The 21,852-nt window shown below is 65.0% G+C and carries 21 protein-coding genes; 16 read left to right on the forward strand and 5 right to left on the reverse strand.

Annotated elements, in window-relative coordinates; genetic code table 11:
- Window positions 1-19: 19 nt before the first annotated feature.
- The 4 genes from B0G57_RS19550 to pyrF all read left to right on the forward strand — a co-directional run bounded on the left by B0G57_RS19550 (window position 20) and on the right by pyrF (window position 3,838).
- Entirely contained in the window at window positions 20-808 is a 789-nt protein-coding gene (locus tag B0G57_RS19550) for an SDR family NAD(P)-dependent oxidoreductase (protein WP_018439879.1), read from the forward strand.
- Window positions 805-1,728, forward strand: coding sequence for an SMP-30/gluconolactonase/LRE family protein (locus B0G57_RS19555; protein WP_018439880.1), 924 nt, complete (start codon window positions 805-807; stop codon window positions 1,726-1,728). Before B0G57_RS19550 ends, B0G57_RS19555 begins: the two co-directional genes overlap by 4 nt.
- A gap of 165 nt (window positions 1,729-1,893) precedes the next feature.
- Complete coding sequence (locus B0G57_RS19560; protein ID WP_018439881.1) at window positions 1,894-2,967, forward strand: aldose 1-epimerase; 1,074 nt, start codon at window positions 1,894-1,896, stop codon at window positions 2,965-2,967.
- Between the two features lie 46 nt (window positions 2,968-3,013).
- Window positions 3,014-3,838 (forward strand): orotidine-5'-phosphate decarboxylase, encoded by an 825-nt coding sequence (gene pyrF, locus B0G57_RS19565; RefSeq protein ID WP_018439882.1) that lies wholly within the window; start codon window positions 3,014-3,016, stop codon window positions 3,836-3,838.
- A 39-nt stretch (window positions 3,839-3,877) separates the two neighbouring features.
- Here pyrF and B0G57_RS19570 read toward each other — a convergent pair whose 3' ends face one another.
- From B0G57_RS19570 to thiL, 3 genes are all read right to left on the reverse strand, one after another.
- Window positions 3,878-4,378: a CinA family protein gene (locus B0G57_RS19570; protein ID WP_018439883.1), complete on the reverse strand. Its 501-nt coding sequence runs from the start codon at window positions 4,376-4,378 to the stop codon at window positions 3,878-3,880.
- Window positions 4,379-4,442: 64 nt separating this feature from the next.
- The gene (locus B0G57_RS19575) at window positions 4,443-4,982 is read right to left on the reverse strand and encodes a phosphatidylglycerophosphatase A family protein (RefSeq protein ID WP_018439884.1); all 540 of its coding nucleotides are present in this window, start codon (window positions 4,980-4,982) and stop codon (window positions 4,443-4,445) included.
- A complete protein-coding gene (thiL, locus tag B0G57_RS19580; RefSeq protein WP_018439885.1) occupies window positions 4,972-6,006 on the reverse strand; it encodes a thiamine-phosphate kinase in 1,035 nt (344 codons plus the stop codon). Before thiL ends, B0G57_RS19575 begins: the two co-directional genes overlap by 11 nt.
- A gap of 177 nt (window positions 6,007-6,183) precedes the next feature.
- Here thiL and B0G57_RS19585 point away from each other — a divergent pair, with 177 nt between their 5' ends.
- The 5 genes from B0G57_RS19585 (at window position 6,184) to B0G57_RS31410 (ending at window position 11,191) form a co-directional block, all read left to right on the forward strand.
- A complete protein-coding gene (locus B0G57_RS19585; RefSeq protein ID WP_018439886.1) occupies window positions 6,184-8,481 on the forward strand; it encodes an NADP-dependent malic enzyme in 2,298 nt (765 codons plus the stop codon).
- A gap of 475 nt (window positions 8,482-8,956) precedes the next feature.
- Window positions 8,957-9,379, forward strand: a complete 423-nt coding sequence (locus B0G57_RS19590) for a ribonuclease (RefSeq protein WP_026229524.1) — start codon at window positions 8,957-8,959, stop codon at window positions 9,377-9,379.
- A gap of 16 nt (window positions 9,380-9,395) precedes the next feature.
- Complete coding sequence (locus tag B0G57_RS19595; RefSeq protein WP_026229525.1) at window positions 9,396-9,956, forward strand: barstar family protein; 561 nt, start codon at window positions 9,396-9,398, stop codon at window positions 9,954-9,956.
- A 208-nt stretch (window positions 9,957-10,164) separates the two neighbouring features.
- The gene (locus B0G57_RS32375; protein WP_018439889.1) at window positions 10,165-10,755 is read left to right on the forward strand and encodes a nucleotidyltransferase domain-containing protein; all 591 of its coding nucleotides are present in this window, start codon (window positions 10,165-10,167) and stop codon (window positions 10,753-10,755) included.
- On the forward strand, window positions 10,649-11,191 hold the full coding sequence (locus tag B0G57_RS31410) for a hypothetical protein (protein WP_199189641.1): 543 nt from the start codon (window positions 10,649-10,651) through the stop codon (window positions 11,189-11,191). The genes B0G57_RS32375 and B0G57_RS31410 overlap by 107 nt, the downstream gene beginning before the upstream one ends.
- Window positions 11,192-11,203: 12 nt before the next feature.
- On the opposite strand, the gene B0G57_RS19610 is transcribed toward B0G57_RS31410, so the two are convergent.
- The gene (locus B0G57_RS19610) at window positions 11,204-11,944 is read right to left on the reverse strand and encodes a 16S rRNA (uracil(1498)-N(3))-methyltransferase (RefSeq protein WP_018439891.1); all 741 of its coding nucleotides are present in this window, start codon (window positions 11,942-11,944) and stop codon (window positions 11,204-11,206) included.
- A 326-nt stretch (window positions 11,945-12,270) separates the two neighbouring features.
- Between B0G57_RS19610 and tkt the strand changes: the two genes are divergently transcribed.
- Together tkt and gap are read left to right on the forward strand one after the other, a co-directional pair.
- Window positions 12,271-14,304, forward strand: a complete 2,034-nt coding sequence (gene tkt, locus B0G57_RS19620) for a transketolase (protein ID WP_035468438.1) — start codon at window positions 12,271-12,273, stop codon at window positions 14,302-14,304.
- A gap of 100 nt (window positions 14,305-14,404) precedes the next feature.
- Entirely contained in the window at window positions 14,405-15,418 is a 1,014-nt protein-coding gene (gene gap / locus B0G57_RS19625; RefSeq protein WP_018439894.1) for a type I glyceraldehyde-3-phosphate dehydrogenase, read from the forward strand.
- A gap of 77 nt (window positions 15,419-15,495) precedes the next feature.
- Here gap and fur read toward each other — a convergent pair whose 3' ends face one another.
- Window positions 15,496-15,924 (reverse strand): ferric iron uptake transcriptional regulator, encoded by a 429-nt coding sequence (gene fur / locus B0G57_RS19630; RefSeq protein WP_018439895.1) that lies wholly within the window; start codon window positions 15,922-15,924, stop codon window positions 15,496-15,498.
- 209 nt (window positions 15,925-16,133) lie between these two features.
- Here fur and B0G57_RS19635 point away from each other — a divergent pair, with 209 nt between their 5' ends.
- The 5 genes from B0G57_RS19635 (at window position 16,134) to leuS (ending at window position 21,839) form a co-directional block, all read left to right on the forward strand.
- The gene (locus B0G57_RS19635) at window positions 16,134-16,919 is read left to right on the forward strand and encodes an outer membrane protein assembly factor BamE (RefSeq protein ID WP_018439896.1); all 786 of its coding nucleotides are present in this window, start codon (window positions 16,134-16,136) and stop codon (window positions 16,917-16,919) included.
- Between the two features lie 13 nt (window positions 16,920-16,932).
- Window positions 16,933-17,730 (forward strand): 4-hydroxy-tetrahydrodipicolinate reductase, encoded by a 798-nt coding sequence (gene dapB / locus B0G57_RS19640; protein WP_026229526.1) that lies wholly within the window; start codon window positions 16,933-16,935, stop codon window positions 17,728-17,730.
- Window positions 17,731-17,940: 210 nt separating this feature from the next.
- Window positions 17,941-18,630, forward strand: a complete 690-nt coding sequence (locus B0G57_RS19650; protein WP_018439898.1) for a MotA/TolQ/ExbB proton channel family protein — start codon at window positions 17,941-17,943, stop codon at window positions 18,628-18,630.
- A gap of 20 nt (window positions 18,631-18,650) precedes the next feature.
- Window positions 18,651-19,088, forward strand: a complete 438-nt coding sequence (locus tag B0G57_RS19655) for an ExbD/TolR family protein (protein WP_018439899.1) — start codon at window positions 18,651-18,653, stop codon at window positions 19,086-19,088.
- 156 nt (window positions 19,089-19,244) lie between these two features.
- A complete protein-coding gene (gene leuS / locus B0G57_RS19660) occupies window positions 19,245-21,839 on the forward strand; it encodes a leucine--tRNA ligase (protein ID WP_026229528.1) in 2,595 nt (864 codons plus the stop codon).
- Window positions 21,840-21,852 lie beyond the last annotated feature (13 nt).

The raw sequence follows: 21,852 nt of genomic DNA on the forward strand, positions 1-21,852 counted from the left end.
TAGAAGGAGACTCTCGATCATGGCGCTACCCGATCATCCCGAGCCCGGGCCTTACGCGAGCTACCCGAGCCTCGTCGACCGCACGGTGTTCGTCACCGGCGGCGCGACCGGCATCGGCGCCTCGTTCGTTGCGCATTTCGCGCAGCAGGGCGCCCGCGTCGCGTTTTGCGACATCGATACGTCGTCGGGCGAAGCGCTCGCCGACGCGCTCGGCGAGGCGCACGCGAAGCCGCTTTTCCTCTCGTGCGATATCACGGACATCGGCGCGTTGAAAGGCGCCATCGCCGATGCGAGAAGCGCGTTCGGCCCGATCGCCGTGCTCGTCAACAACGCGGCGAACGACCGGCGGCATTCGATCGCCGAAGTCACGCCCGAATCGTTCGATGCCGGCATTGCCGTCAATCTGCGCCATCAATTCTTTGCGGCGCAGGCCGTCGCCGACGACATGAAAGCGCGCGGCGGGGGTTCGATCATCAATCTCGGCTCGATCAGCTGGATGCTGAAACAAGGCGGCATGCCCGTCTATCTGACGGCGAAGGCGGCGATCGCCGGACTGACGCATGCGCTCGCGCGTGACCTCGGCCCCTTCGGCATTCGCGTGAACACGCTCGTGCCCGGCTGGGTCATGACGGAAAAGCAGCGGCGGCTCTGGCTCGACGAAGCGGGGCTGAAAGCGCTCCAGGCGGGGCAATGCCTCGACGGCGAGGTGATGCCCGAGGACCTCGCGCGGATGGCGCTCTTTCTTGCGGCCGACGATAGCCGCATGGTGACGGCGCAGGATTTTATCGTCGATGGGGGCTGGGCATGACGGGGCGCGAGCAAGAACGCGGAAGCGGGCGTACCTTGCGCGCATCACTCGCCGTCGACACGAAATGCGTGCTCGGCGAGGGCGCGACCTGGTGTGCGCGCAGCGGGCGGCTCTATTGGGTCGATATCGAAGGCGCGCAACTGTGGCGCTTTGATCCGGCGACGGGCGAGCGTTCTTCGTGGCGCATGCCCGAGCGGCTAGCCACATTCGCATTGACCGCCGATCCGCGAGCGCTGCTGCTCGGTCTTGCCTCGCAACTCGCTTTTTTCGATCTGACGACGGGCGAAATCACGACGATCGCCAAGGTGGAGCCCAATCTGAATACGCGCGTCAACGACGGGCGCTGCGACCGTCAGGGGCGCTTCGTGTTCGGCACGAAGGACGAAGCGGACAAGCCCCAACCGATCGGCGGCTTTTATCGGCTCAACCGCGATTTGTCTGTCGAAAGACTGCCGTTGCCGGCGCCCGCGATCTCCAACAGCATCGCATTCAGTCCCGATGGCTCGACGATGTACTTTTGCGATTCGCCTACGCGCGAGATCCTCGCCTGCGACTACGGCGCCGACGGCCATGTCGGCCAGCCGCGCGTCTTCGTGCGGCTCGCGGATGCCGACGGCGAGCCGGACGGATCGACCATCGATATCGAGGGTGGGCTCTGGAATGCGCAATGGGGAGCGGGGCGCGTCGTTCGCTACGACGCGCAGGGCAGCGAAACCGAGCGGGTGCTCGTGCCGGCTCGGCAGCCGAGCTGCGTCGCGCTCGGCGGTGCACGGCTCGGCACGCTTTACGTGACGACGGCGCGCGTCGGGCTCGACGCGGCGACGCTCGCCGCCGAGCGTTCGTCGGGCGGCGTGTTCGCGGCGACGGTCGCGCGCCGCGGGTTGCCGGAGCCGGTGTTCGTCGGCGTGCGCCGATCCTAGCGAGCGGTTACGTCGTCGCACTAATTCAGCAACGAGCGGAACCGACCAATAAATAAAGAGACAAAGGCGGGAAGCAGTGCCGCCTTTCGCAGACCAATCGGGGGTCGCCGGTAACGCGCCGAGGGCCTCCCGCCTCCATACGCAAACAGACCCTGGGAGCGAACGATGACCGCAGCGGATACCGACGGCACGACCGCCACGGCGCCAGCCGCATCGACTAGCGTACCCACCTCTGCCAGGGGCGCGACGCCTTCCGCCGCGCGCCGCGCCAAGCTGGCGGCGATCGCGCAGCCCGTGCGGCCGGGGCCCAGCACCTCGGCGATGGCGCGCGGTCTCGGCAAAGCTCGCGAGAGCGAGACGGTCACCCTCGCCACGCCGCAACTGCGGCTCGACATCGCCCCTTCGCTCGGCGGCGCGATCACGTGCTTCGATTGGCGCGGCAACGGCGATGCACCGACGCCGATATTCCGCCGCGCGGCGTCGGTGGAGGTCGGCGCCGATCCGAACACGCTCGGCTGCTATCCGCTCGTCCCCTATTCGAACCGAATCGGCGGCGCGCGCTTTGCGTTCGGCGGCCGCTCGGTCGACGTGCCACGCACCTGCCCCCACGAAGCGCTGCCGATCCATGGCGACGGCTGGCTGCAAGCGTGGGAGCTCGTCGAAAGCGATGCCGTGCGCGCGACGCTCGTCCTCGATCGCAGCCGCGCACGTCCCTATGCTTATCGCGCCACGCTCTCATACGCGCTCGATGACGCGACGTTGCGGATAAGGCTTACCGTCGAGAATGCAGGGCGCGAACGGATGCCGTTCGGGCTCGGCCTGCATCCGTTTCTGTCGCGCGACGAGAAAACGCATCTGTCGGCGGCGGCAAGCGGGCTGTGGCTTTCGGACGACGACTGGCTGCCCGTGCGTCACGTGCAGGCGCCGCCGGCCTGGCAGTTCGGCGTTGCCTATCCGCTGCCCGACACGCTCGTCAACCATGCGTTCACGGACTGGAGCGGCCACGCGGCCGTCGTTTGGCCCACGCGGCGCCTGTCGCTGACGATTGCCGCGAACGCCGACTATTACGTGCTTTACACGCCGCCGGGCGAGAATTTCTTTTGCTTCGAACCCGTCGATCATCCAATCAACGCCGTGAATCTTCCGGGCGGCGCCGATGCGCACGGGATGACGGTGCTCGGGCCGGGCGAGCGGCTCACGCGCGAGTTTCGATTCACCGTGGCGCGCGTGGGCGTTTAGAATACGCACCTTCTCCGACGACCACCGCCCGACCGGGCGTTTCCTCATGTCTCCCAATCCGTCCTTCGTCCGAACGCTCGACGAGGCGTGGCGCCGCACGGGCTCGCTGCTTTGCGTCGGGCTCGATCCCGAACCGTCGCGTTTTCCGGGCGCGTTCGCGAATCGCAGCGACGCAATATTCGATTTCTGTCGGGCGATCGTCGATGCGACGGCGCCCTATGCGAGCGCCTTCAAGCCGCAGATTGCCTATTTCGCGGCTCATCGCGCCGAAGACCAGCTCGAGCAACTGATCGCTCACGTCCACGAGAAGCACCCGGGCCTGCCCGTCATCCTCGACGCGAAACGCGGCGACATCGGCAGCACGGCGGAGCAGTACGCGCGCGAGGCGTTTGAGCGTTATCGGGCCGACGCCGTGACGGTCAATCCGTACATGGGCTTCGATTCGATCGAGCCTTATCTCGCGCACGAAGGTAAGGGCGTGATCGTCCTGTGCCGCACGTCGAACCCGGGCGGCTCCGACCTGCAGTTTCTCGATGTGGGCGGAAGACCGCTCTACCAAACGGTTGCGCAGCTGGCCGCCGAAAAATGGAATGCGGCGGGCGAGCTCGCGCTCGTCGTCGGCGCCACGTTCCCGAACGAAATCGAGGTGGTGCGCGGCATCGTCGGCAATATGCCGCTGCTGATTCCGGGCATCGGCGCGCAAGGCGGCGACGTCGAGGCGACGGTACGCGCCGGCCGCACGAAAGACGGCGTCGGGATGATGATCAACTCGTCGCGCGCGATCCTCTATGCCGGCAAAGGCGACGACTTCGCGCAGGCGGCCGCGCGCGCCGCTCAGGAAACGCGCGACAAGATCAATCTCTACCGCTGAGCCGCGTCAGCGCAGCGTACTTTCAACGCGCTCAACCGTTCAACGCTCCTGCTCGTCGAGGAAGGAGAGCAGGCCGCGCAACGCATGAGCGGCGGCCTGCGTCCGGATCTGCTTGCGATCGCCTTTGAAGACGAGCGTCTCGACCGACGTATGAAGCCGGTTGCTCCAGGCGAACGAGACCATGCCGACAGGCTTCGTTTCGGTTCCGCCGCCGGGACCGGCCACCCCCGTGATCGCGACCGAGACCTGCGCGCGGCTGTTGCGCAGCGCGCCTTCGGCCATCGCGTGCGCGACGGGTTCGCTGACGGCGCCATGCTTGTCGATGAGCTCGGCCGGCACGCCGATCATCTCGGTTTTCGCCTGATTCGAATACGTGACGAAGCCGCGCTCGAACCAGCCGCTGCTGCCCGAAATGTCGGTGATCGCCGTGGCGACCATGCCGCCCGTGCACGATTCCGCGGTGGCGAGCATGAGCCGCGTATCGCGTAGCTTGTTGCCGACGCGTACGGCAAGTTGGTGGACGACTGAATCGGTGGCCATGGCTCGGATTCCGGCTTGTATTCGGTTGAAGCGGGGCGAAACGCGCGTGCGTGTTCTCGTACGATCAGATCGTTATGCGCCAGAGCGCGATGACGAACAGCGTCAGAAACGCCGCGACGAGATCGTCGATCATGATGCCGAAGCCGCCTGAGAAACGCCTGTCGAAGTAGCGGACCGGAGGCGGCTTGACCATGTCGAAGAAGCGAAAGATGACGAACGCCCAAAGCTGGCCGACGAACGGCTCGGGCGTGACGAAAAGCAGAACGAGCCAAAAGGCGACGATTTCATCCCAGACGACGGGCGACGGATCGCCGATGCCGAGCTTTTTGGCGGTGAATCCGCTGAGGCCGATGCCGGCGAAAAAGCCAATCGCGATGAGCGCCGCCCATTCCGTGACAGTCAGGCGCCCCGCTAGCGCCGCGAACGAGACCCAGGCGAAGAGCGTTCCGACCGTACCCGGGGCGATCGGCGACAGACCGCTGCCGAATCCGAGCGAAACGAGATGAAACGGATGCGAGAGCATGAAGCGCGCCGTCGCGCGCCGCGGCCCTTCCGGCGGCAGTTCGGTTTGGGCGCCGTCGCTAAGCGTCGGGTCAGTCTGCATTGAAGTGATCGAATCCGTGCAACGTCAGAGAGAGCGGCGCGCCGGCCGCGTCGTGCCAGGCGATCGACGGCGCGCCGGCCGCGTCGCGCAAGGCGGTTATTGTACCGATGCGTGTGACGGCGACGCGCGCGCGCTCGCCGGCCGCCGCGATCGCACGGCGTGCGTCGGGCGGCGCCGTGAAACAGAGCTCGTAGTCGTCGCCTCCCGCGAGCGCGCAACGCAATTGCGTGTCGCGCGGCAGCTTTTGGAGCGCGCTCGAGCGCGGCACGGCGTCGACGTCGACGATCGCGCTGACGCGCGAGCGCTCGAGGATATGCATGAGATCACCCGCGAGACCGTCCGAGATATCCAGCGCGGCATGGGCAAGTCCGCGCAGCGCGAGGCCCAGCGCGACCCGCGGCTCGGGGCGCTCGAGCGCGCGGTGCAGGAACGCCGCGTCGTCGACCTGAGCCGAACCCTCTTTGCCATGGGGCGCGCCAGGCCATTCATCGCGCAGCAGCGCGAGACCCGCGCGCGCATCGCCTAGCGTGCCCGATACCCATATATCGTCCCCCGCTTGCGCGCCGTCGCGGCGTAATGCGGCGCCGACCGGCACGTCGCCGAAGACGGTCAGGCAGAGATTGAGCGGCCCGCGCGTCGTGTCGCCGCCCACGAGCTCGCAGCCGAAACGCTCGGCCAACTCGAACATGCCGTCGGCGAAGGCTGTGAGCCAGGTCTCGCGCGGCGTCTCGAGCGCGAGTGCGAGCGTGAACGCGCGCGGCTTCGCGCCCATCGCGGCCAGATCCGACAGGTTCACGGCGAGCGCCTTGTGACCGAGCGCATGCGGATCGGTATCGGGCAAAAAATGCCGGCCCTCGACGAGCATATCCGTCGACACGGCGAGAAGCTCGCCGGGCCGCGGCGCGAGGAGCGCGCAATCGTCGCCGATGCCGAGCGTCGCCGCCGGGGAAGTCGCGGTCCCGGCGTGGGCACGGGCCCGGTGCGCGAAGAAACGGTCGATAAGGGAAAACTCTGAAAGCGGCATGTTTCGGGGTGATAGTCGCAAAAACGACGACGATCGTCGCGGATCGCGGTAGCGGCCGCGAAACGGCTGGCCGGATGGCCTAGGCCGTACCAAGCCCGCGCGGACGGGCTTGGGAATGGCGCTACAATGCGTCGACCTCCTATTCTAATCGGCCCCGACGCCTGGATTTTTCTTCTCATGTCTACGAATCCCGCGAAAAGCAAACTGCGCGACGCCGCGCTCGACTATCACGAGTTCCCCGCTCCCGGCAAGATCGCGATCGCGCCGACCAAGCAGATGATCAACCAGCGCGACCTGGCGCTCGCGTATTCGCCGGGCGTCGCGTTCGCGTGCGAGGAGATCGTCGAGAACCCGCTCAACGCGGCGCGCTTCACGGCGCGCAGCAATTTGGTCGGCGTCGTGACGAACGGCTCCGCCGTGCTGGGGCTCGGCAACATCGGCCCGCTCGCGTCGAAACCGGTCATGGAAGGCAAGGCGGTGCTGTTCAAGAAGTTTGCCGGCATCGACGTTTTCGACATCGAAATCAACGAGCCGGACCCGAATAAGCTCGTCGACGTCATCGCGGCGCTCGAGCCGACGTTCGGCGGGATCAATCTCGAGGACATCAAGGCGCCGGACTGCTTCATCGTTGAGCGCGAATGCCGCAAGCGGATGAAGATTCCCGTCTTCCATGACGACCAGCACGGCACCGCCATCGTGGTGGCCGCCGCGGTTCTGAACGGGCTGAAGGTGGTCGGCAAGGAGATCGGCAAGGTCAAGCTCGTCGCTTCGGGCGCCGGCGCGGCGGCGCTCGCGTGCCTCGACCTGCTCGTCGATCTTGGGCTGCCGCTCGAGAACATCTTCGTGACCGACCTGGCCGGGGTGGTCTACAAGGGGCGTACTGAGCTGATGGATCCGGACAAGGAGCGGTTCGCGCGCGAGACGTCCGCGCGCACGCTCGCGGAGGTGATCGAGGGCGCGGACATTTTCCTCGGCCTGTCGGCCGGCGGCGTGCTGAAGCCTGAGATGGTCAAGCATATGGCCGACAAGCCGCTGATCCTCGCGCTCGCCAACCCGACGCCCGAAATTCTCCCGGAAGTCGCGCTCGAAGTGCGGCCCGACGCCGTGCTCGCCACGGGACGCACCGACTATCCCAATCAGGTCAACAACGTTCTCTGCTTCCCGTTCATCTTCCGCGGCGCGCTCGACGCGGGCGCGACGACGGTCACGCGGGAGATGGAGATCGCGGCCGTCAATGCGATCGCCGAGCTCGCGCGCCAGGAACAGAGCGACATCGTGGCCACGGCGTACGGGATTCAGGACCTTTCGTTCGGACCAGACTACCTGATTCCGAAGCCGTTCGATCCGCGCCTCATCGTGAAGATCGCCCCCGCCGTGGCACAAGCCGCGATGGATTCGGGCGTGGCCACGCGGCCGATCGAGGACATGGAGGCCTATAAGCAGCACCTGCAGCAGTTCGTCTACCACAGCGGCACGACGATGAAGCCGGTGTTCCAGCAGGCGCGCGCCGTGGCGCCCGAGAAAAAGCGCGTGGTCTTCGCGGAGGGCGAGGAGGAGCGCGTGCTGCGCGCGGTGCAAATCCTCGTGGACGAGAAGATCGCCACGCCGATCCTGATCGGCCGGCCCGCCGTCATCGAAAACCGGATCGAGCGCTACGGATTGCGGCTTGCGGCAGGGGTCGATTTCACGATCGTCAATACGGAACATGACGAGCGCTACCGCGATTTCTGGCAGACGTACGCGCACATGATGGCGCGCAAGGGCATCAGCCAGCAGATGGCGAAGCTCGAAATGCGTCGGCGCACGACACTGATCGGATCGATGCTGCTCGAGAAGGGCGAGGCCGACGGGATGATGTGCGGCACGATCAGCACGACGCATCGGCATTTGCACTTCATCGACCAGGTAATCGGCAAGCGGCCCGGCTGCAGCGTCTATGCCGCGATGAATGCGCTCGTGCTGCCGGGGCGGCAGATCTTCCTCGTGGATACGCACGTGAACGTCGATCCGACGCCCGAGCAGTTGGCGGAGATCACGATCATGGCGGCCGAGGAAGTGCGGCGTTTCGGTATCGAGCCGAAGATCGCGCTCGTGTCGCACTCGAATTTCGGTACGAGCAACGCACCGTCGGCGCAAAAAATGCGCGACACCCTCGCGCTGCTGAAGGAGCGGGCGCCCGATCTGCAGGTCGACGGGGAGATGCACGGCGATGTTGCGCTCGATTCGAATCTGCGGCGCGAGGTGCTGCCCGAATCGACACTGGAGGGCGACGCCAATCTGCTTGTGCTGCCGAACATCGATGCCGCCAACATCGCGTATAACCTGCTCAAGACCGCGGCCGGCAACAACGTCGCGATCGGCCCGATCCTGCTCGGCGCGGCCAAGCCCGTGCACGTGCTGACGGCTTCGGCCACAGTGCGGCGAATCGTCAACATGACGGCGCTGCTCGTGGCGGACGCCAACGCTGCGCGCTAACGCAAGTACCGCACCGCCGCGAGGAGCAGACGGGCTCTCGAACGGAGATCCTCGAGCGGCCGGCGGAAAAACGACGAGCAAAAAAAACGGCGTGCCCGCGATGGGCACGCCGTGGGCGATAGAGAGGATTGCCGCCCAAAAGCGTGAAACGACGACTCCCAGGTTCGGAACCAGCGACGAGGAGGCAAAAACCCGTCGCGATCGGAGCCGTCACTGTTAGCTTAACGTAAACTAGATAAAAATTCCTCGTAAAAGATAAAAAGATACGCGGAATCGCCGAGACGAACTGCCGATCCAGGCACTCGGCGCGCGTAAACCTTTCATTTTCCACACAAAGATTGCTTCCGAGGACCGTTAGAGATACCCTTACGCTTTTCGTGGTCGTTCACGTCGAGAAACGAAAGCAGGGAAATCGGGCCGATCAATGAAGAAGAGCGCGCGGGGAGGCGCGGCAGCGGCGAGAAAGCGCGGCGGAATGTTCGTCGGCTTGCTGGTGGCGGCTGTGCTCGGTGGCTTCGGGAGTTTCGTTCCGGGCGCCGTGGAGCCGTTCGGGTGGCAGGTCGCGCTCGCGCGCGAGCCGGCTCACGGTTATGGCGAGGCAGGACGGGTCGGCCCAACCGTCGCGCGGGCGCAATTGCCGGGCGAGGCGGTAGACACATTGAACTTGATCGCGTCCGGCGGGCCCTATCCCTACGCGAAGGATGGCGTGGTGTTCGGCAACTTCGAACGGCTGTTGCCGGCGCGCCCGCGCGGCTATTACCACGAATACACGGTTCCTACGCCGCGCGCCAGAAATCGCGGCGCCCGCCGCATCGTCTGTGGCGGACCGCCGAGGCGGACCGACAACTGTTTTTATTCGGACGACCACTACAACAGTTTTAAACGCATTGTTGAATGATATCGGGATGAGCGGCATGAGCGACAACATCTACGCGCACGATTCGCAAGTCGCGACGGATCTGTTCGCGGCCGGCGACGGCAATCTTTTTCAGCGCGTCATGCAAATGCGCAAGGTCGAGCGCGGGCAGGGCGCGCAACCTGAGGACGAGCCCGGACGTTCATCGAAAGAGGAGCCTATGAGCTTATTCGCGACGGTGCGGCCGAACATCGTGCAGTCGATCCGGGCGTTCCGCGTGCAGGATCTCGCCGACGAGGCGGGCCGGCTGGGCCAGCATTTCCTCTACGCCTATTGCGGCGGCGCGGCTTCGAAGCAGGAGGTGCTCGAGACGATCGCGACGTCGTTCCTGTTTCCGAAGCATTTCGGCAAGAACTACGACGCGCTTTATGACTGTCTGACCGATTTGGTGGACAAGGCGGGTGCGCAGCCGGGATTCGTCATCGTGCTCGAAGCGCTGCCGATCGCGCAGAAGTTCGACAAGGAGGGACGCGAGACGCTGCTCGACGTGTTCCGCGAAGCGGCCGAGTTCTGGGCCGAGCGCAAAGTGGCATTCCGCGTCTTCTACTCGTTCGCCTGAGCGGGATAAACGCGAGCTGCTCCGCCGCCGGATCGGCGATAGCCAACGCTGTCAGATTACAAGGCCTGCCGCCGCGCAGGCCTTTCTTTCGTCTGGACGCTATCGAACGATTTTACCGAAAAAGGGTAACTTCATACCTGATTAAGGTACGCACAGGCTGATGATGAGTTACCATGTTTAGGTAACTTGTTACCTGAAAGAGGTACGAATGCTCGCTGATTTCCTGCTTACACCGAAGCAACAGCGCATCCTTGGCCCTCTGCTATTGAACCCTGATCGCAGCTTTTCGCTATCGGAATTCTTCGAGCTTGCGGAAGGGGGGCGAAGCTCGACGCAAGCATTTCTGAGAACGCTGTGCGACGCGCGCGTGATAGACGTGGAAACTGACCGTAAGCAGCGTCGGTATCGCATCAATCCGGGTCATCCGCTCTACCCGGAACTCCGGCGGATCGCGGTGAAGAGTTTCGGCGTCAAGGAGCCTCTCGAGCGTGCGCTCGCGCCAATCCGCGACAAGATCGTGCAGGCCTTTATCTTCGGCTCCATAGCCAGCGGGGCAGCAACCGCGGCAAGTGACGTCGACGTCATGGTTGTCGGCGATGTTCGGACTGGGCGTGTGCAACGAGAGCTCGATGTGGCGGGTGGCGAGCTCGGGCGCGAGATTCACGTGAGCGTTTATCCGAAAGAAGAATGGGATGCGAAGCGCGCAACGGACCCTGTATTACATTCGATCGATCAAGGTCCCAAGATACCGCTCGATGTTTCCACTCCCACTCACAGACAAGCTGACGAACATGCTTAACGCAAAGTACGTTCGGCCAACAATCTTCAAAGCTAGCAATGCAGCGCAGTTCCGGCGAAACGCCGCATCGTTTCTACAGTCAGCGAAAGATGCGAAGCAGCCCCCGATCGTCCGCTACGCGCTCGCCTATGAGGCGGTCCATGCTTTAGCGATTGGCTTCCTGTACCTGCACGCGCTCGCGCCAACGGGTGGTGACGGCCATCGCATACGCGCTATCGGGACGCTTTTGGACCACGTAGGCCTTGAACTGGATATCGACGATCGGATCGAAATCGAGCACGCTGCTCGTGAGAGCAATGACAAAATATACGAGTCACCAGCGCCGCCGCCTTCGGCGAGACAAGCGATCGACCTTATCGAGAGCGTCGTGCGCGTCGAGGGGCTCGTGAAGCGCCTGGTGCCGACCTGGTACAGCCTCGAGGTCGGCAACAGCTAGCAGGCCCAGGTGCTACCAGCCACCCCAGCGCGCCGCAAGCGCGGCTAGCACCGCAATCCCGGCGGTCTCGGTGCGCAACAGACGCGGGCCGAGCGAGAGTGCCGTGAAACCGCGCGCAGCGGCGGCGTCTTCCTCTTCCGGTGAAAGCCCCCCCTCCGGACCGATCAGCAGCGTAACCGCGGCGCTCGGTGCCGCAGCGGGCAACGCAGCGAACGGAAGCTGCGCGCGCGGTGAGAGCATGAGCCGTAGCTCGCCTTCGGCAGTGGCGGCGGGTAACCCCTCCAGCCAGCGCATGAATTCGTTCGGCGCTTCGACCGCCGGCACACGGTTGCGGCCGCACTGCTCGCACGCGGACTGAACGAGCGCTTGCCAGTGCGCCTGTCGGCGCGCGGCGCGCTCGCCGGTGAGCCGGACTACGCTTCTTGCCGTCGCGAGCGGCACGAAGCGCGCCGCGCCGAGCTCGACCGCCTTCTCGATGAGCCAGTCCATCTTGTCCCCGCCCGCTACGCCTTGCGCGAGCGTGATTTCGTAAGGCGGCTCGACATCGACCGCCGAAAATTCGCCGACTTCGACGACGGCGCTGCGCCGGCCGACTTCGGCGAGCCGCGCGGCATATTGGCCTCCTTGGCCGTTGAAGAGCGTCAGCGTGTCGCCCGCATTGAGGCGCAGCACTTGAACATGGCGCGCCACGTCGTCGGGCAGCGTGAGAACGTCACCCGAATGGATGGCGGCATCGAGAAAGAAACGGGGCATGGCAACGGAGTCGAAAAGCTGCCGCTCGCGGTAGCGGCAGCAAGTGCAGGGCGTGACAACCCGCGATTATAGGAGCGGACCCTCCCTCGAGGGCGGCGGTCAGCGGACGTTCGGCGGCCGGAATCCCGGTGGCTATCTGTTAGAATTACACGCTTTGCAGCCCCGTCCGTTCGCTCCCCGGCTTCTGTCGCGTCCAGCGAGCCCGCGCGGCCGATGCCGTCCCGCCGTGGCCCTCGCGGCCCACGCCGGCGACGCCCGAAAAGCGCGCAGCCCGAGCGACGGTCCGCCTTCGGCCCCGCTTTCTCGACTCGTTCTTCCGCACCGACATGACGACCTCGTCCCCCGCTCCGACCGCCCTGATGGCGAATGCGATTCGCGCACTCGCGATGGATGCCGTGCAACAAGCGAACATAGGCCATCCCGGCATGCCGATGGGCATGGCGGAGATCGCCGTCGCGCTTTGGTCGCGGCAGCTCAAGCACAATCCGGCGAATCCGCACTGGGCCGACCGCGACCGCTTCGTGCTCTCGAACGGGCACGGCTCGATGCTGCTGTATTCGCTGCTGCATCTGACCGGCTATGAGTTGCCGATGGCAGAGCTGAAGAACTTCCGCCAGCTCAATTCGAAGACGCCCGGCCACCCTGAATACGGCATCACGCCCGGCGTCGAGACGACGACCGGACCGCTCGGCCAGGGTCTTGCGAACGCGGTCGGGATGGCGCTTGCCGAAGCGCTCCTCGCGGCCGAATTCAACAAGGTCGATGCGAAGATCGTCGATCACCACACTTACGTGTTCCTCGGCGACGGCTGCCTGATGGAAGGCATCTCGCACGAGGCGTGCTCGCTCGCCGGCACATTGAAGCTGAACAAGCTCATCGCGCTTTACGACGACAACGGCATTTCGATCGACGGCCACGTCGAGCACTGGTTCCACGACGACACGCCAAAACGTTTCGAAGCCTACGGCTGGAACGTGATTCGCGCCGTGGACGGTCATGACGTCGAGGCCGTCGATGCCGCGATCCAAGCGGCCAAGCGCGCGGACCGGCCGACGCTGATCTGCTGCAAGACGGTAATCGGCAAGGGCGCACCGACGAAGGCGGGCACGCACGACGTGCACGGCGCACCGCTCGGCGCCGCCGAGGTCGCGGCCACGCGCGAGGCGATCGGCTGGAAATGGGAGCCGTTCGTCATTCCGCAGGAAGTCTATGCGGCGTGGGATGCGAAGGAGCAGGGTGCGCGCAACGAGGCGCAGTGGAACGACGCCTTCGCGCAATACCGGGTCAAGTATCCGCAAGAGGCGTCCGAATTCGCGCGCCGCGCCGCGGGCCAACTGCCCGCCGACTGGGCCGCGAAGGCGCAGGCGATCATTGCGGGCGCGAACGAGCGCGCCGAGACGGTCGCGACGCGCAAGGCCTCGCAGCAAGCCATCGAAGGACTCGCCGCGGCGCTGCCCGAACTGCTCGGCGGCTCGGCCGACCTGACGGGCTCGAACCTCACCAACTGGAAGGCGAGCAAGCCCGTGCGCGCGGCCGAAGGCGCGGCCGCGGGCATCCAATGGGGCAACCATATCAACTATGGCGTTCGCGAATTCGGCATGAGCGCCATCATCAACGGCGTTGCGTTGCATGGCGGCTATAAGCCGTTCGGCGGCACGTTCCTCACGTTCTCCGACTACAGCCGCAACGCGCTGCGCGTTGCCGCGCTGATGAAGGCGCCTTCGATCTTCGTCTTCACACACGATTCGATCGGACTCGGCGAGGATGGCCCGACGCACCAGCCGATCGAGCATCTCGCGAGCCTGCGCCTGATCCCGAATCTGGCGCTCTGGCGTCCGGCCGATACGGTCGAGACGGCCGTGGCGTGGACGCAGGCCGTCGAGCACCGCGGCCCGTCGTGCCTCGTCTTCAGCCGCCAGAACGTGGCGTTCACGACGCGCACGGACGCTCAGATCGCGAACGTCGCCAAAGGCGGCTATGTGCTGCGCGACTGGAACGACGAGATCGTTGCGCGCAAAATCATCCTGATCGCGACCGGCTCCGAAGTCGAGCTCGCCTTGAAGGCGATCGAGCCGCTCGCGCGAGAGGGCATCGGTGCGCGCGTCGTGTCGATGCCATCGACGACGGTCTTCGACCGTCAGGACTCCGAATATCGCGAGCGCGTGCTTCCGAAGGGCGTGCGCCGCGTAGCGATCGAGGCAGGCGTGACCGACTACTGGCGAAAGTACGTCGGGCTCGAGGGTGGCGTGGTCGGTATCGACACGTATGGTGAATCGGCCCCGGCCGGCGTGCTCTTCAAGCACTTCGGTTTCACGGTCGAGCATGTCGTCGCGCAGGCGAAGGCGGCGCTCGATTCATAAGAGGACGAGAACGGCGGAACGCCCGCAAGGCAGTCTTGAGGCGCCCGGCGGGCTTTCGAACATCGAACGTATTTTTCAGCCCAAGATCAGGAGAAACAGCATGACGATTCGCGTTGCAATCAACGGTTATGGCCGGATCGGCCGCAACACGCTGCGCGCGTTCTACGAGAGCGGCAAAAAGCACGATCTCGAGATCGTCGCGATCAACGACCTCGGCGATGCGAACACCAACGCGCATCTGACCAAGTACGACACGGCGCACGGCCCGTTTCCGGGGCAAGTGTCGGTGGAGGGCGAGTTCCTCGTCGTGAACGGCGACAAGATCCGCGTGCTCGCACATCGCAATCCGGCCGAGCTGCCGTGGCGCGAGCTCAACGTCGACGTCGTGATGGAGTGCACGGGTCTCTTTACGTCGAAGGAAAAGGCAGGTGCTCACCTCGCGGCCGGCGCGAAGAAGGTGCTGATTTCGGCGCCGGGCGGCAAGGATGTCGACGCGACGATCGTCTACGGCGTGAACCACACGGCGTTGAAAGCCGACCATACGGTCATCTCGAACGCGTCGTGCACGACGAACTGCCTCGCGCCGCTCGTCAAGCCGCTCAACGACAAGATCGGCCTCGAGTCGGGCCTGATGACGACGATCCACTCGTACACGAACGACCAGGTGCTGACCGACGTCTACCATTCGGATCTGCGTCGCGCGCGCTCGGCTACGCATAGCCAGATTCCGACGAAGACCGGCGCGGCCTCGGCGATCGGCCTTGTGCTGCCCGAGCTCGCGGGCAAGCTCGACGGCTACGCGATCCGCGTCCCGACGATCAACGTGTCGATCGTCGACCTCTCGTTCATCGCCAAGCGCGATACGACCGTCGACGAGATCAACTCGATCATGAAGGATGCGTCGGAAGGTGGAGCGTTGAAGGGCATTCTGGCCTACAACGACGCGCCGCTCGTTTCGATCGACTTCAACCACAATCCGGCTTCGTCGACGTTCGATGCAACGCTCACGAAGGTGTCGGGCCGTCTCGTCAAGGTGTCGAGCTGGTACGACAACGAGTGGGGTTTCTCGAACCGCATGCTCGATACGGCCATCGCGCTCGGGACCGCGAAGTAAGCGGGAGAGTCGCCGCGCCGGCCAGAAAGTCCATCGACGCTGGCCGGCGTCGGGTACCGGAGTGGAACGCTGCCCGTTCAGTGCTTGCGGTGCGGGCAGTTTTCTTTCGTGCAGGCGCCGTAGAGCGCGAGCGCGTGTTCCTGGAGCTTGAAGCCGCGCGCTTCGGCGATCGAGTGCTGGCGCGATTCGATCTCCGGGTCGAAGAACTCCTCGACGCGTCCGCAGTCGATGCAGACGAGGTGATCGTGATGCTTCCCTTCGTTGAGCTCGAAGACGGCCTTGCCTGACTCGAAGTTGCTGCGCGAGAGCAGTCCCGCCTGCTCGAATTGCGTGAGCACGCGATAGACAGTGGCGAGCCCGATATCGAGTTGCTCTTGCAGCAGATTTCGGTAAACGTCTTCCGCGGTCAGATGACGAACGGCGCTGCGCTGGAAGATCTCGAGGATCTTAAGGCGCGGTAGAGTCGCCTTGAGCCCTATATTTTTCAGATCCGTGGGATTGGTCATGGGTCGGCGTCCCTAGAGTACAATGCAGGGCTCCAATGGTAATGGTTTTTTGCTTTTCCGGTCACACTTCAGTATGCGCCGGGCCGCCCCAGGCATACTGAGCACCCCCTCGGGGAAAGACGCTCAAGATGCAAACGGAGGCCCGCACGGTGGGTGAAATGAGTCGAAATTTTGTTTTGAAGATATATCGGGGGAGCAGAACGAACAGCATGGCGCGCGGCGCTTTCGCCGTGATGGCGGCAATTGCCGTTCTGGCCGGGTGTTCGACCTACGATAGCCTCACGCAGCGCGTCGCGCAAAGCATCACGCCTTATCGGATCACGGTCGTTCAGGGCAACTTCGTTTCGAAAGAAGCCGCCGCGAAGCTTCGTGTCGGCATGACGCGCGCCGAGGTGAAGACCGCGCTCGGTACTCCGCTCTTGACCGACATGTTCCACGCCGATCGCTGGGACTATCTGTTCTATTTCAAGCGCGGCTCGACCTCGGTCGTGCAGCAGCGCGATTTCATCGTCCACTTCGCGGATGACCGCGTCGCAAGCTGGGAGGGCGGCGACGATTTGCCGTCCGAACTCGAGCTGCTCGCCGACATCGACGGCGACAAGCGCGGCAAGAAGGCGAAAACGGTCGCGGCGATCGCGAGCCCCGCCAGTGCGGCAGCACCGGCCGCGTCGGCGGCGAGCGCGTCCGCGGCGGCCGAAGCCTCTGCACCCACGGCGGCTTCGGGCGCCGGCGCCGATCCGAACGCTCAAGCCGCGCAGGCGGCCAACCGTGCCGTCAACCAGGTGCAGTCGCCCACCGGCGGGACGCCTTCAGTGCGCTCGGGCAATCCTTCGCCGGGCGGGCCCGGCGGCGCGACGCCGCAGTTCCAGTTTCATCGCCAGCCGCAGCCGGCTTCGCCCGATCAAAGTCAGCCGGTCGGGCCGGCCGGCACGGAAAGCAGCAACGGGTCGGGCAGCGGCGCGCGCTCGGGTTCGTCGTCCGCCAGTTCTTCGTGAGGACAGCGTGCCGATGAAAATCGCCATAGCGGGCGCATCGGGCCGAATGGGCCGGATGCTGATCGAAGCGGTGCTGAACGATCCGGACGCGACGCTTACCGGCGCGCTCGATCGCCGCGATGCTCAGACGATAGGCGAGGACGCGGGCGCGTTTCTCGGCAAGAAAACCGGCGTCGCACTCACGGGCGACATCGACAGCGTGCTCGCCGCCTCCGATTGCCTGATCGACTTCACGCGTCCCGAGGGCACGATGGCGCACGTCGAGGCGGCGCTGCGCCACGGCGTCAAACTGGTGATCGGCACGACGGGCTTCGATGCGAGCCAAAAGCAGGCGCTCGCGCGCGCCGGCGAGAAAATCGGCATCGTCTTCGCGGCCAATATGAGCATCGGCGTCAACGTCACATTGAAGCTGCTCGAATTCGCCGCACCATACTTCGCCCAAGGCTATGACATCGAGATCATCGAGGCGCATCACCGCCACAAAGTCGATGCGCCTTCGGGCACCGCGCTGATGATGGGCGAGGCCGTCGCCGGCGCACTCGGGCGCAAGCTCGACGATTGCGCCGTCTATGGCCGGCACGGCATCACGGGCGAGCGCGATCCGTCGACGATCGGCTTCTCCGCGATCCGGGGCGGCGACATCGTCGGCGATCACACGGTCCTTTTCGCCGGTGCCGGCGAGCGCATCGAGATCACGCACAAATCGGCGAGCCGCGTCTCGTATGCGCAAGGAGCGCTGCGTGCGGCACACTTTCTCGCCGGGCGCGATGCGGGCTTCTACGACATGCAGGACGTCCTCGGGCTGCGCTGACGCGCCGACAGGCCTTGAGGCGGGCGATTTTCCCGATTTCGTCGATTTCTCCGGTTTTGTCACGCGGCCGACGCGGCTCGTGCGCTACACTCGGGCGAACGAGGACGCACGGCGGCGTCACGGCGGCGTTACGGCGCTGAGCCGAAAAGCCGACGACGTCCTGTCCCGAGACAACGCATTTTCAGTTCGGATCGAATCGTGAACACCGGCATGCTTCACTACCTGGAATCCGGTGACGCCGTGACGCACGGCGTGGCTTACCTTCTGCTGGCGATGTCGGTGGCGAGCTGGTGCTTCCTGATCGCGAAATGCTGGATGCTCGTCCGAGCGAAGCGCCAGGGGCCGCGCGCCATGACGCTCTTCTGGCAGGCGCCGACGCTTTCGGAGGCCGTGCTCGCGATTCGCGGCGCGGACAAGGAGCGCGTGTTCGCACCGCTGGCGGAAGCGGCGCTCGAAGCAGGGCAGGCGTACGCGCCCAATGCGATGCTCGCGCGTGTCGAACTTTCTGAGCGCGTCACGCGGGCGCTGCGCCAGGCGCTGACCGCGTCACGGCGGCGGCTCGAGTTCGGCCATGTCCTGCTTGCTTCGATCGGCAGCACCGCGCCGTTCGTCGGCCTGCTCGGCACGGTCTGGGGCATCTACCACGCACTGACGAGCATTGCCGCAAGCGGGCAGGCCGTCATCGAGAACGTGGCGGGGCCCGTCGGCGAGGCGCTCATCATGACGGCGTTCGGCCTCGTCGTCGCCATTCCCGCCGTGCTCGGCTACAACATCCTCGGCCGCTTGCAGCGGCAACTGTCCGAAGATTTGGACGGCTTCGCCCGCGATCTGCACGCTTATGTCTGCGCGCCCGGCAAAGAGGCGACCCATCGGCCGCGCGACGCGCAACTGCAGGCGTAGTAAAGAGGAAGGAGACGACGATGGCATTCGGCGGATTCGACGGGCATCATGAAGCCGCGCCGATGGCGGACATCAACATGACGCCGCTCATCGACGTCATGCTCGTGCTGCTCGTCATCTTCATCATCACCGCGCCGTTGCTCACGCACGCGATCCGCCTCGATCTGCCGAAGGTTTCGTCGGCGCCGGCGCGGCAGACGCCGCAGACGATCACGCTTTCGATCGACGATGCGGGCAAGCTCTACTGGAACGGCAAACCGTCTTCGCTCGAGGCCGTGCGCGCGGCGTTGGCCGCGGCGGGCAAAGCGCCGCAGCCTCCCGAGATCCACTTGCGCGCGGCACGCGCCACGCGTTACGACATCATCGCCCAGGTCATGGGCGCGGCTCAGCAGGCCGGCCTCGAGCGGATCGGTTTCGTGACCGAGCCGCCCCCACCGCAAAGTCCCGCAGCGCGTTGACGTCTGCTCCGACGGTATAATCGACCCTTTCCCTTCGCGAGAGGGGACGCGCTTTCCAACGCCGTGATTTTCACGCGGGCCTCCTGTCCCGCGCGCGAGCAAGCCGAAGCGGCCGACGAGACGAAGCGCCAAGAGATACCAGCCCAAACCACGCCCATGCAAGAAAGATACTTACCCGCCGATATCGAAGCCGCTGCCCAGGCAGATTGGCGCGCATCCAACGCTTACCGGAGCGAGGAGATTCCGGCCAAGCCGAAGTTCTACTGCGTGTCGATGCTGCCGTATCCGTCGGGCAAGCTGCACATGGGGCATGTGCGCAACTACACGATCAACGACGTCATGTACCGCTATTTGCGGATGAACGGCTACAACGTGCTGATGCCGATGGGCTGGGATGCGTTCGGAATGCCGGCCGAGAACGCGGCGATGGCGAACGGCGTGCCGCCCGCGAAGTGGACCTACGACAACATTGCCTACATGAAGGGGCAGATGCAGTCGATGGGGCTGGCGATCGACTGGTCGCGCGAGGTCGCGACCTGCAAGCCCGACTACTACAAGTGGAATCAGTGGCTCTTTCTGAAGATGCTCGAGAAGGGCATCGCCTATAAAAAGACCGGCACCGTGAACTGGGACCCTGTCGACCAGACCGTGCTTGCGAACGAGCAGGTGATCGACGGGCGGGGCTGGCGTTCGGGCGCGGTCGTCGAGAAGCGCGAGATTCCGATGTACTACATGCGGATCACCGACTATGCCGACGAGCTGCTGAACGACCTCGACGGCCTCGGCTGGCCCGAGCGCGTGAAGGTGATGCAGCAGAACTGGATCGGCAAGAGCTATGGCGTGAACTTCGGCTTTCCGTACCAGCTGGATGGCGAGAAGAAGCTGCTTCGCGTCTTCACGACGCGCGCCGACACGATCATGGGCGTGACCTTTTGCGCCATCGCGGCCGAGCATCCGCTCGCGGCACGCCTCGTTCAGGACAAGCCCGAGCTGCAGGCGTTCATCGACGAATGCCGGCATGGCGGAGTGGCCGAGGCCGATATCGCCACGATGGAAAAGAAAGGCGTGCCGACCGGCTTTTTCGTCACGCATCCGCTCACTCAAGAGCGCGTGGAGGTCTGGATCGGCAACTACGTGCTGATGAGCTACGGCGAAGGCGCGGTCATGGGCGTGCCCGCGCACGACGAGCGCGATTTCGCGTTCGCGAAGAAATATGGTCTACCGATCAAGCAGGTCATCGCGAAAGCCGGCTTCGACTATTCGACCGATGCCTGGCAGGACTGGTACGCCGACAAGGAGGGCGTCGTCTGCATCGAGAGCGGCAAGTACGACGGCCTGTCGCATCAGGACGCCGTCGACGCGATCGCGGCGGACTTGAACGCGCTTGGTCTCGGCGACAAGCGCGTGACGTGGCGCCTGCGCGACTGGGGCATTTCGCGCCAGCGCTATTGGGGCACGCCGATCCCGATCATCCACTGCCCTTCGTGCGGCGACGTGCCCGTGCCCGAGCAGGACCTGCCCGTCGTGCTGCCCGAAGATCTCGTGCCGGACGGCACCGGCAATCCGCTCGCCAAGTCCGAAGCGTTCCTTAACTGCGCGTGCCCCAAATGCGGTGCGCAGGCGAAACGCGAAACGGACACGATGGATACGTTCGTCGATTCGGCCTGGTACTTCTCGCGCTACGCATGTCCCGATGCGCCGACGATGGTCGACGCGCGCACCGATTACTGGATGCCGATGGATCAATACATCGGCGGCATCGAGCACGCGATCCTGCACCTGCTGTACTCGCGGTTCTGGGCGAAGGTGATGCGCGACATGGGCCTCGTTTCGTTCGGCGAGCCGGCGAAAAACCTGCTCACGCAGGGCATGGTGCTCAACGAAACGTTCTATCGCGAAGACGCGTCGGGCAAGAAGACCTGGTACAACCCAGCCGACGTCACGGTCTCGCACGACGAGAAAGGCCGGCCGATCGGTGCGACCCTGAACTCGGACGGTCAGCCCGTGCAGCTCGGCGGCATCGAGAAGATGTCGAAGTCGAAGAACAACGGCGTCGATCCGCAGCTGCTCATCGATCAATACGGCGCCGATACCGCGCGTCTGTTCACGATGTTCGCGTCGCCGCCCGAGCAACAGCTCGAATGGTCGGGCGCGGGCGTCGAAGGCGCGAGCCGTTTCTTGCGGCGCCTCTGGTCGTTCGCATATGCGAACCGTCCGACCTTGACGGCACGCGGCGCGCTCGATGCCGGCTCGCTCGCCGAGGCCGACAAGACGTTCCGGCGCGAGATCCATGGCGTGCTCAAGCAAGCCGATTTCGACTATCAGCGCCTGCAGTACAACACGGTCGTTTCGGCGGCGATGAAAATGCTCAACGCGCTCGAAGCCGCGAAGAACGGCCACGCGCCGGTGGTGCGCGAATGCTATGGCATCTTGCTGCGTGTGCTCTATCCGGTCGTGCCGCACGTCACGCATGCGCTGTGGGGCTCGCTCGGCTACGCGGACGAGTTCGGCCCGCTGCTCGATGCGCCGTGGCCGAAGGTCGACGAAAAAGCGCTCGAGCAGGCCGAGATCGAGCTCGTGCTGCAGGTGAACGGCAAAGTTCGCGGCGCGCTGACGATCGCGAAGGATGCGCCGCGCGAGGCCATCGAAAGCGCGGCGCTTGCGCACGAGATGTTCGCGCGTTTCGGCGAAGGCAAGCCGGCGAAAAAGATCGTCGTGGTGCCGGGACGGCTCGTGAACATCGTCGTCTGACGGCGGGCTCGGG

This window comes from Trinickia symbiotica, from assembly GCF_002934455.1.
GTDB classification, from domain to species: Bacteria; Pseudomonadota; Gammaproteobacteria; order Burkholderiales; family Burkholderiaceae; genus Trinickia; species Trinickia symbiotica.

What these genes read in the sequence shown, in the direction of transcription:
- B0G57_RS19550 (WP_018439879.1), top strand. Translation starts at nt 20, where the DNA reads ATGGCGCTACCCGATCATCCCGAGCCCGGGCCTTACGCGAGCTACCCG.
- B0G57_RS19555 (WP_018439880.1), top strand. Translation starts at nt 805, where the DNA reads ATGACGGGGCGCGAGCAAGAACGCGGAAGCGGGCGTACCTTGCGCGCA.
- B0G57_RS19560 (WP_018439881.1), top strand. Translation starts at nt 1,894, where the DNA reads ATGACCGCAGCGGATACCGACGGCACGACCGCCACGGCGCCAGCCGCA.
- pyrF (WP_018439882.1), top strand. Translation starts at nt 3,014, where the DNA reads ATGTCTCCCAATCCGTCCTTCGTCCGAACGCTCGACGAGGCGTGGCGC.
- B0G57_RS19570 (WP_018439883.1), bottom strand. Translation starts at nt 4,378, where the DNA reads ATGGCCACCGATTCAGTCGTCCACCAACTTGCCGTACGCGTCGGCAAC.
- B0G57_RS19575 (WP_018439884.1), bottom strand. Translation starts at nt 4,982, where the DNA reads ATGCAGACTGACCCGACGCTTAGCGACGGCGCCCAAACCGAACTGCCG.
- thiL (WP_018439885.1), bottom strand. Translation starts at nt 6,006, where the DNA reads ATGCCGCTTTCAGAGTTTTCCCTTATCGACCGTTTCTTCGCGCACCGG.
- B0G57_RS19585 (WP_018439886.1), top strand. Translation starts at nt 6,184, where the DNA reads ATGTCTACGAATCCCGCGAAAAGCAAACTGCGCGACGCCGCGCTCGAC.
- B0G57_RS19590 (WP_026229524.1), top strand. Translation starts at nt 8,957, where the DNA reads ATGTTCGTCGGCTTGCTGGTGGCGGCTGTGCTCGGTGGCTTCGGGAGT.
- B0G57_RS19595 (WP_026229525.1), top strand. Translation starts at nt 9,396, where the DNA reads ATGAGCGACAACATCTACGCGCACGATTCGCAAGTCGCGACGGATCTG.
- B0G57_RS32375 (WP_018439889.1), top strand. Translation starts at nt 10,165, where the DNA reads ATGCTCGCTGATTTCCTGCTTACACCGAAGCAACAGCGCATCCTTGGC.
- B0G57_RS31410 (WP_199189641.1), top strand. Translation starts at nt 10,649, where the DNA reads ATGCGAAGCGCGCAACGGACCCTGTATTACATTCGATCGATCAAGGTC.
- B0G57_RS19610 (WP_018439891.1), bottom strand. Translation starts at nt 11,944, where the DNA reads ATGCCCCGTTTCTTTCTCGATGCCGCCATCCATTCGGGTGACGTTCTC.
- tkt (WP_035468438.1), top strand. Translation starts at nt 12,271, where the DNA reads ATGACGACCTCGTCCCCCGCTCCGACCGCCCTGATGGCGAATGCGATT.
- gap (WP_018439894.1), top strand. Translation starts at nt 14,405, where the DNA reads ATGACGATTCGCGTTGCAATCAACGGTTATGGCCGGATCGGCCGCAAC.
- fur (WP_018439895.1), bottom strand. Translation starts at nt 15,924, where the DNA reads ATGACCAATCCCACGGATCTGAAAAATATAGGGCTCAAGGCGACTCTA.
- B0G57_RS19635 (WP_018439896.1), top strand. Translation starts at nt 16,134, where the DNA reads ATGGCGCGCGGCGCTTTCGCCGTGATGGCGGCAATTGCCGTTCTGGCC.
- dapB (WP_026229526.1), top strand. Translation starts at nt 16,933, where the DNA reads ATGAAAATCGCCATAGCGGGCGCATCGGGCCGAATGGGCCGGATGCTG.
- B0G57_RS19650 (WP_018439898.1), top strand. Translation starts at nt 17,941, where the DNA reads ATGCTTCACTACCTGGAATCCGGTGACGCCGTGACGCACGGCGTGGCT.
- B0G57_RS19655 (WP_018439899.1), top strand. Translation starts at nt 18,651, where the DNA reads ATGGCATTCGGCGGATTCGACGGGCATCATGAAGCCGCGCCGATGGCG.
- leuS (WP_026229528.1), top strand. Translation starts at nt 19,245, where the DNA reads ATGCAAGAAAGATACTTACCCGCCGATATCGAAGCCGCTGCCCAGGCA.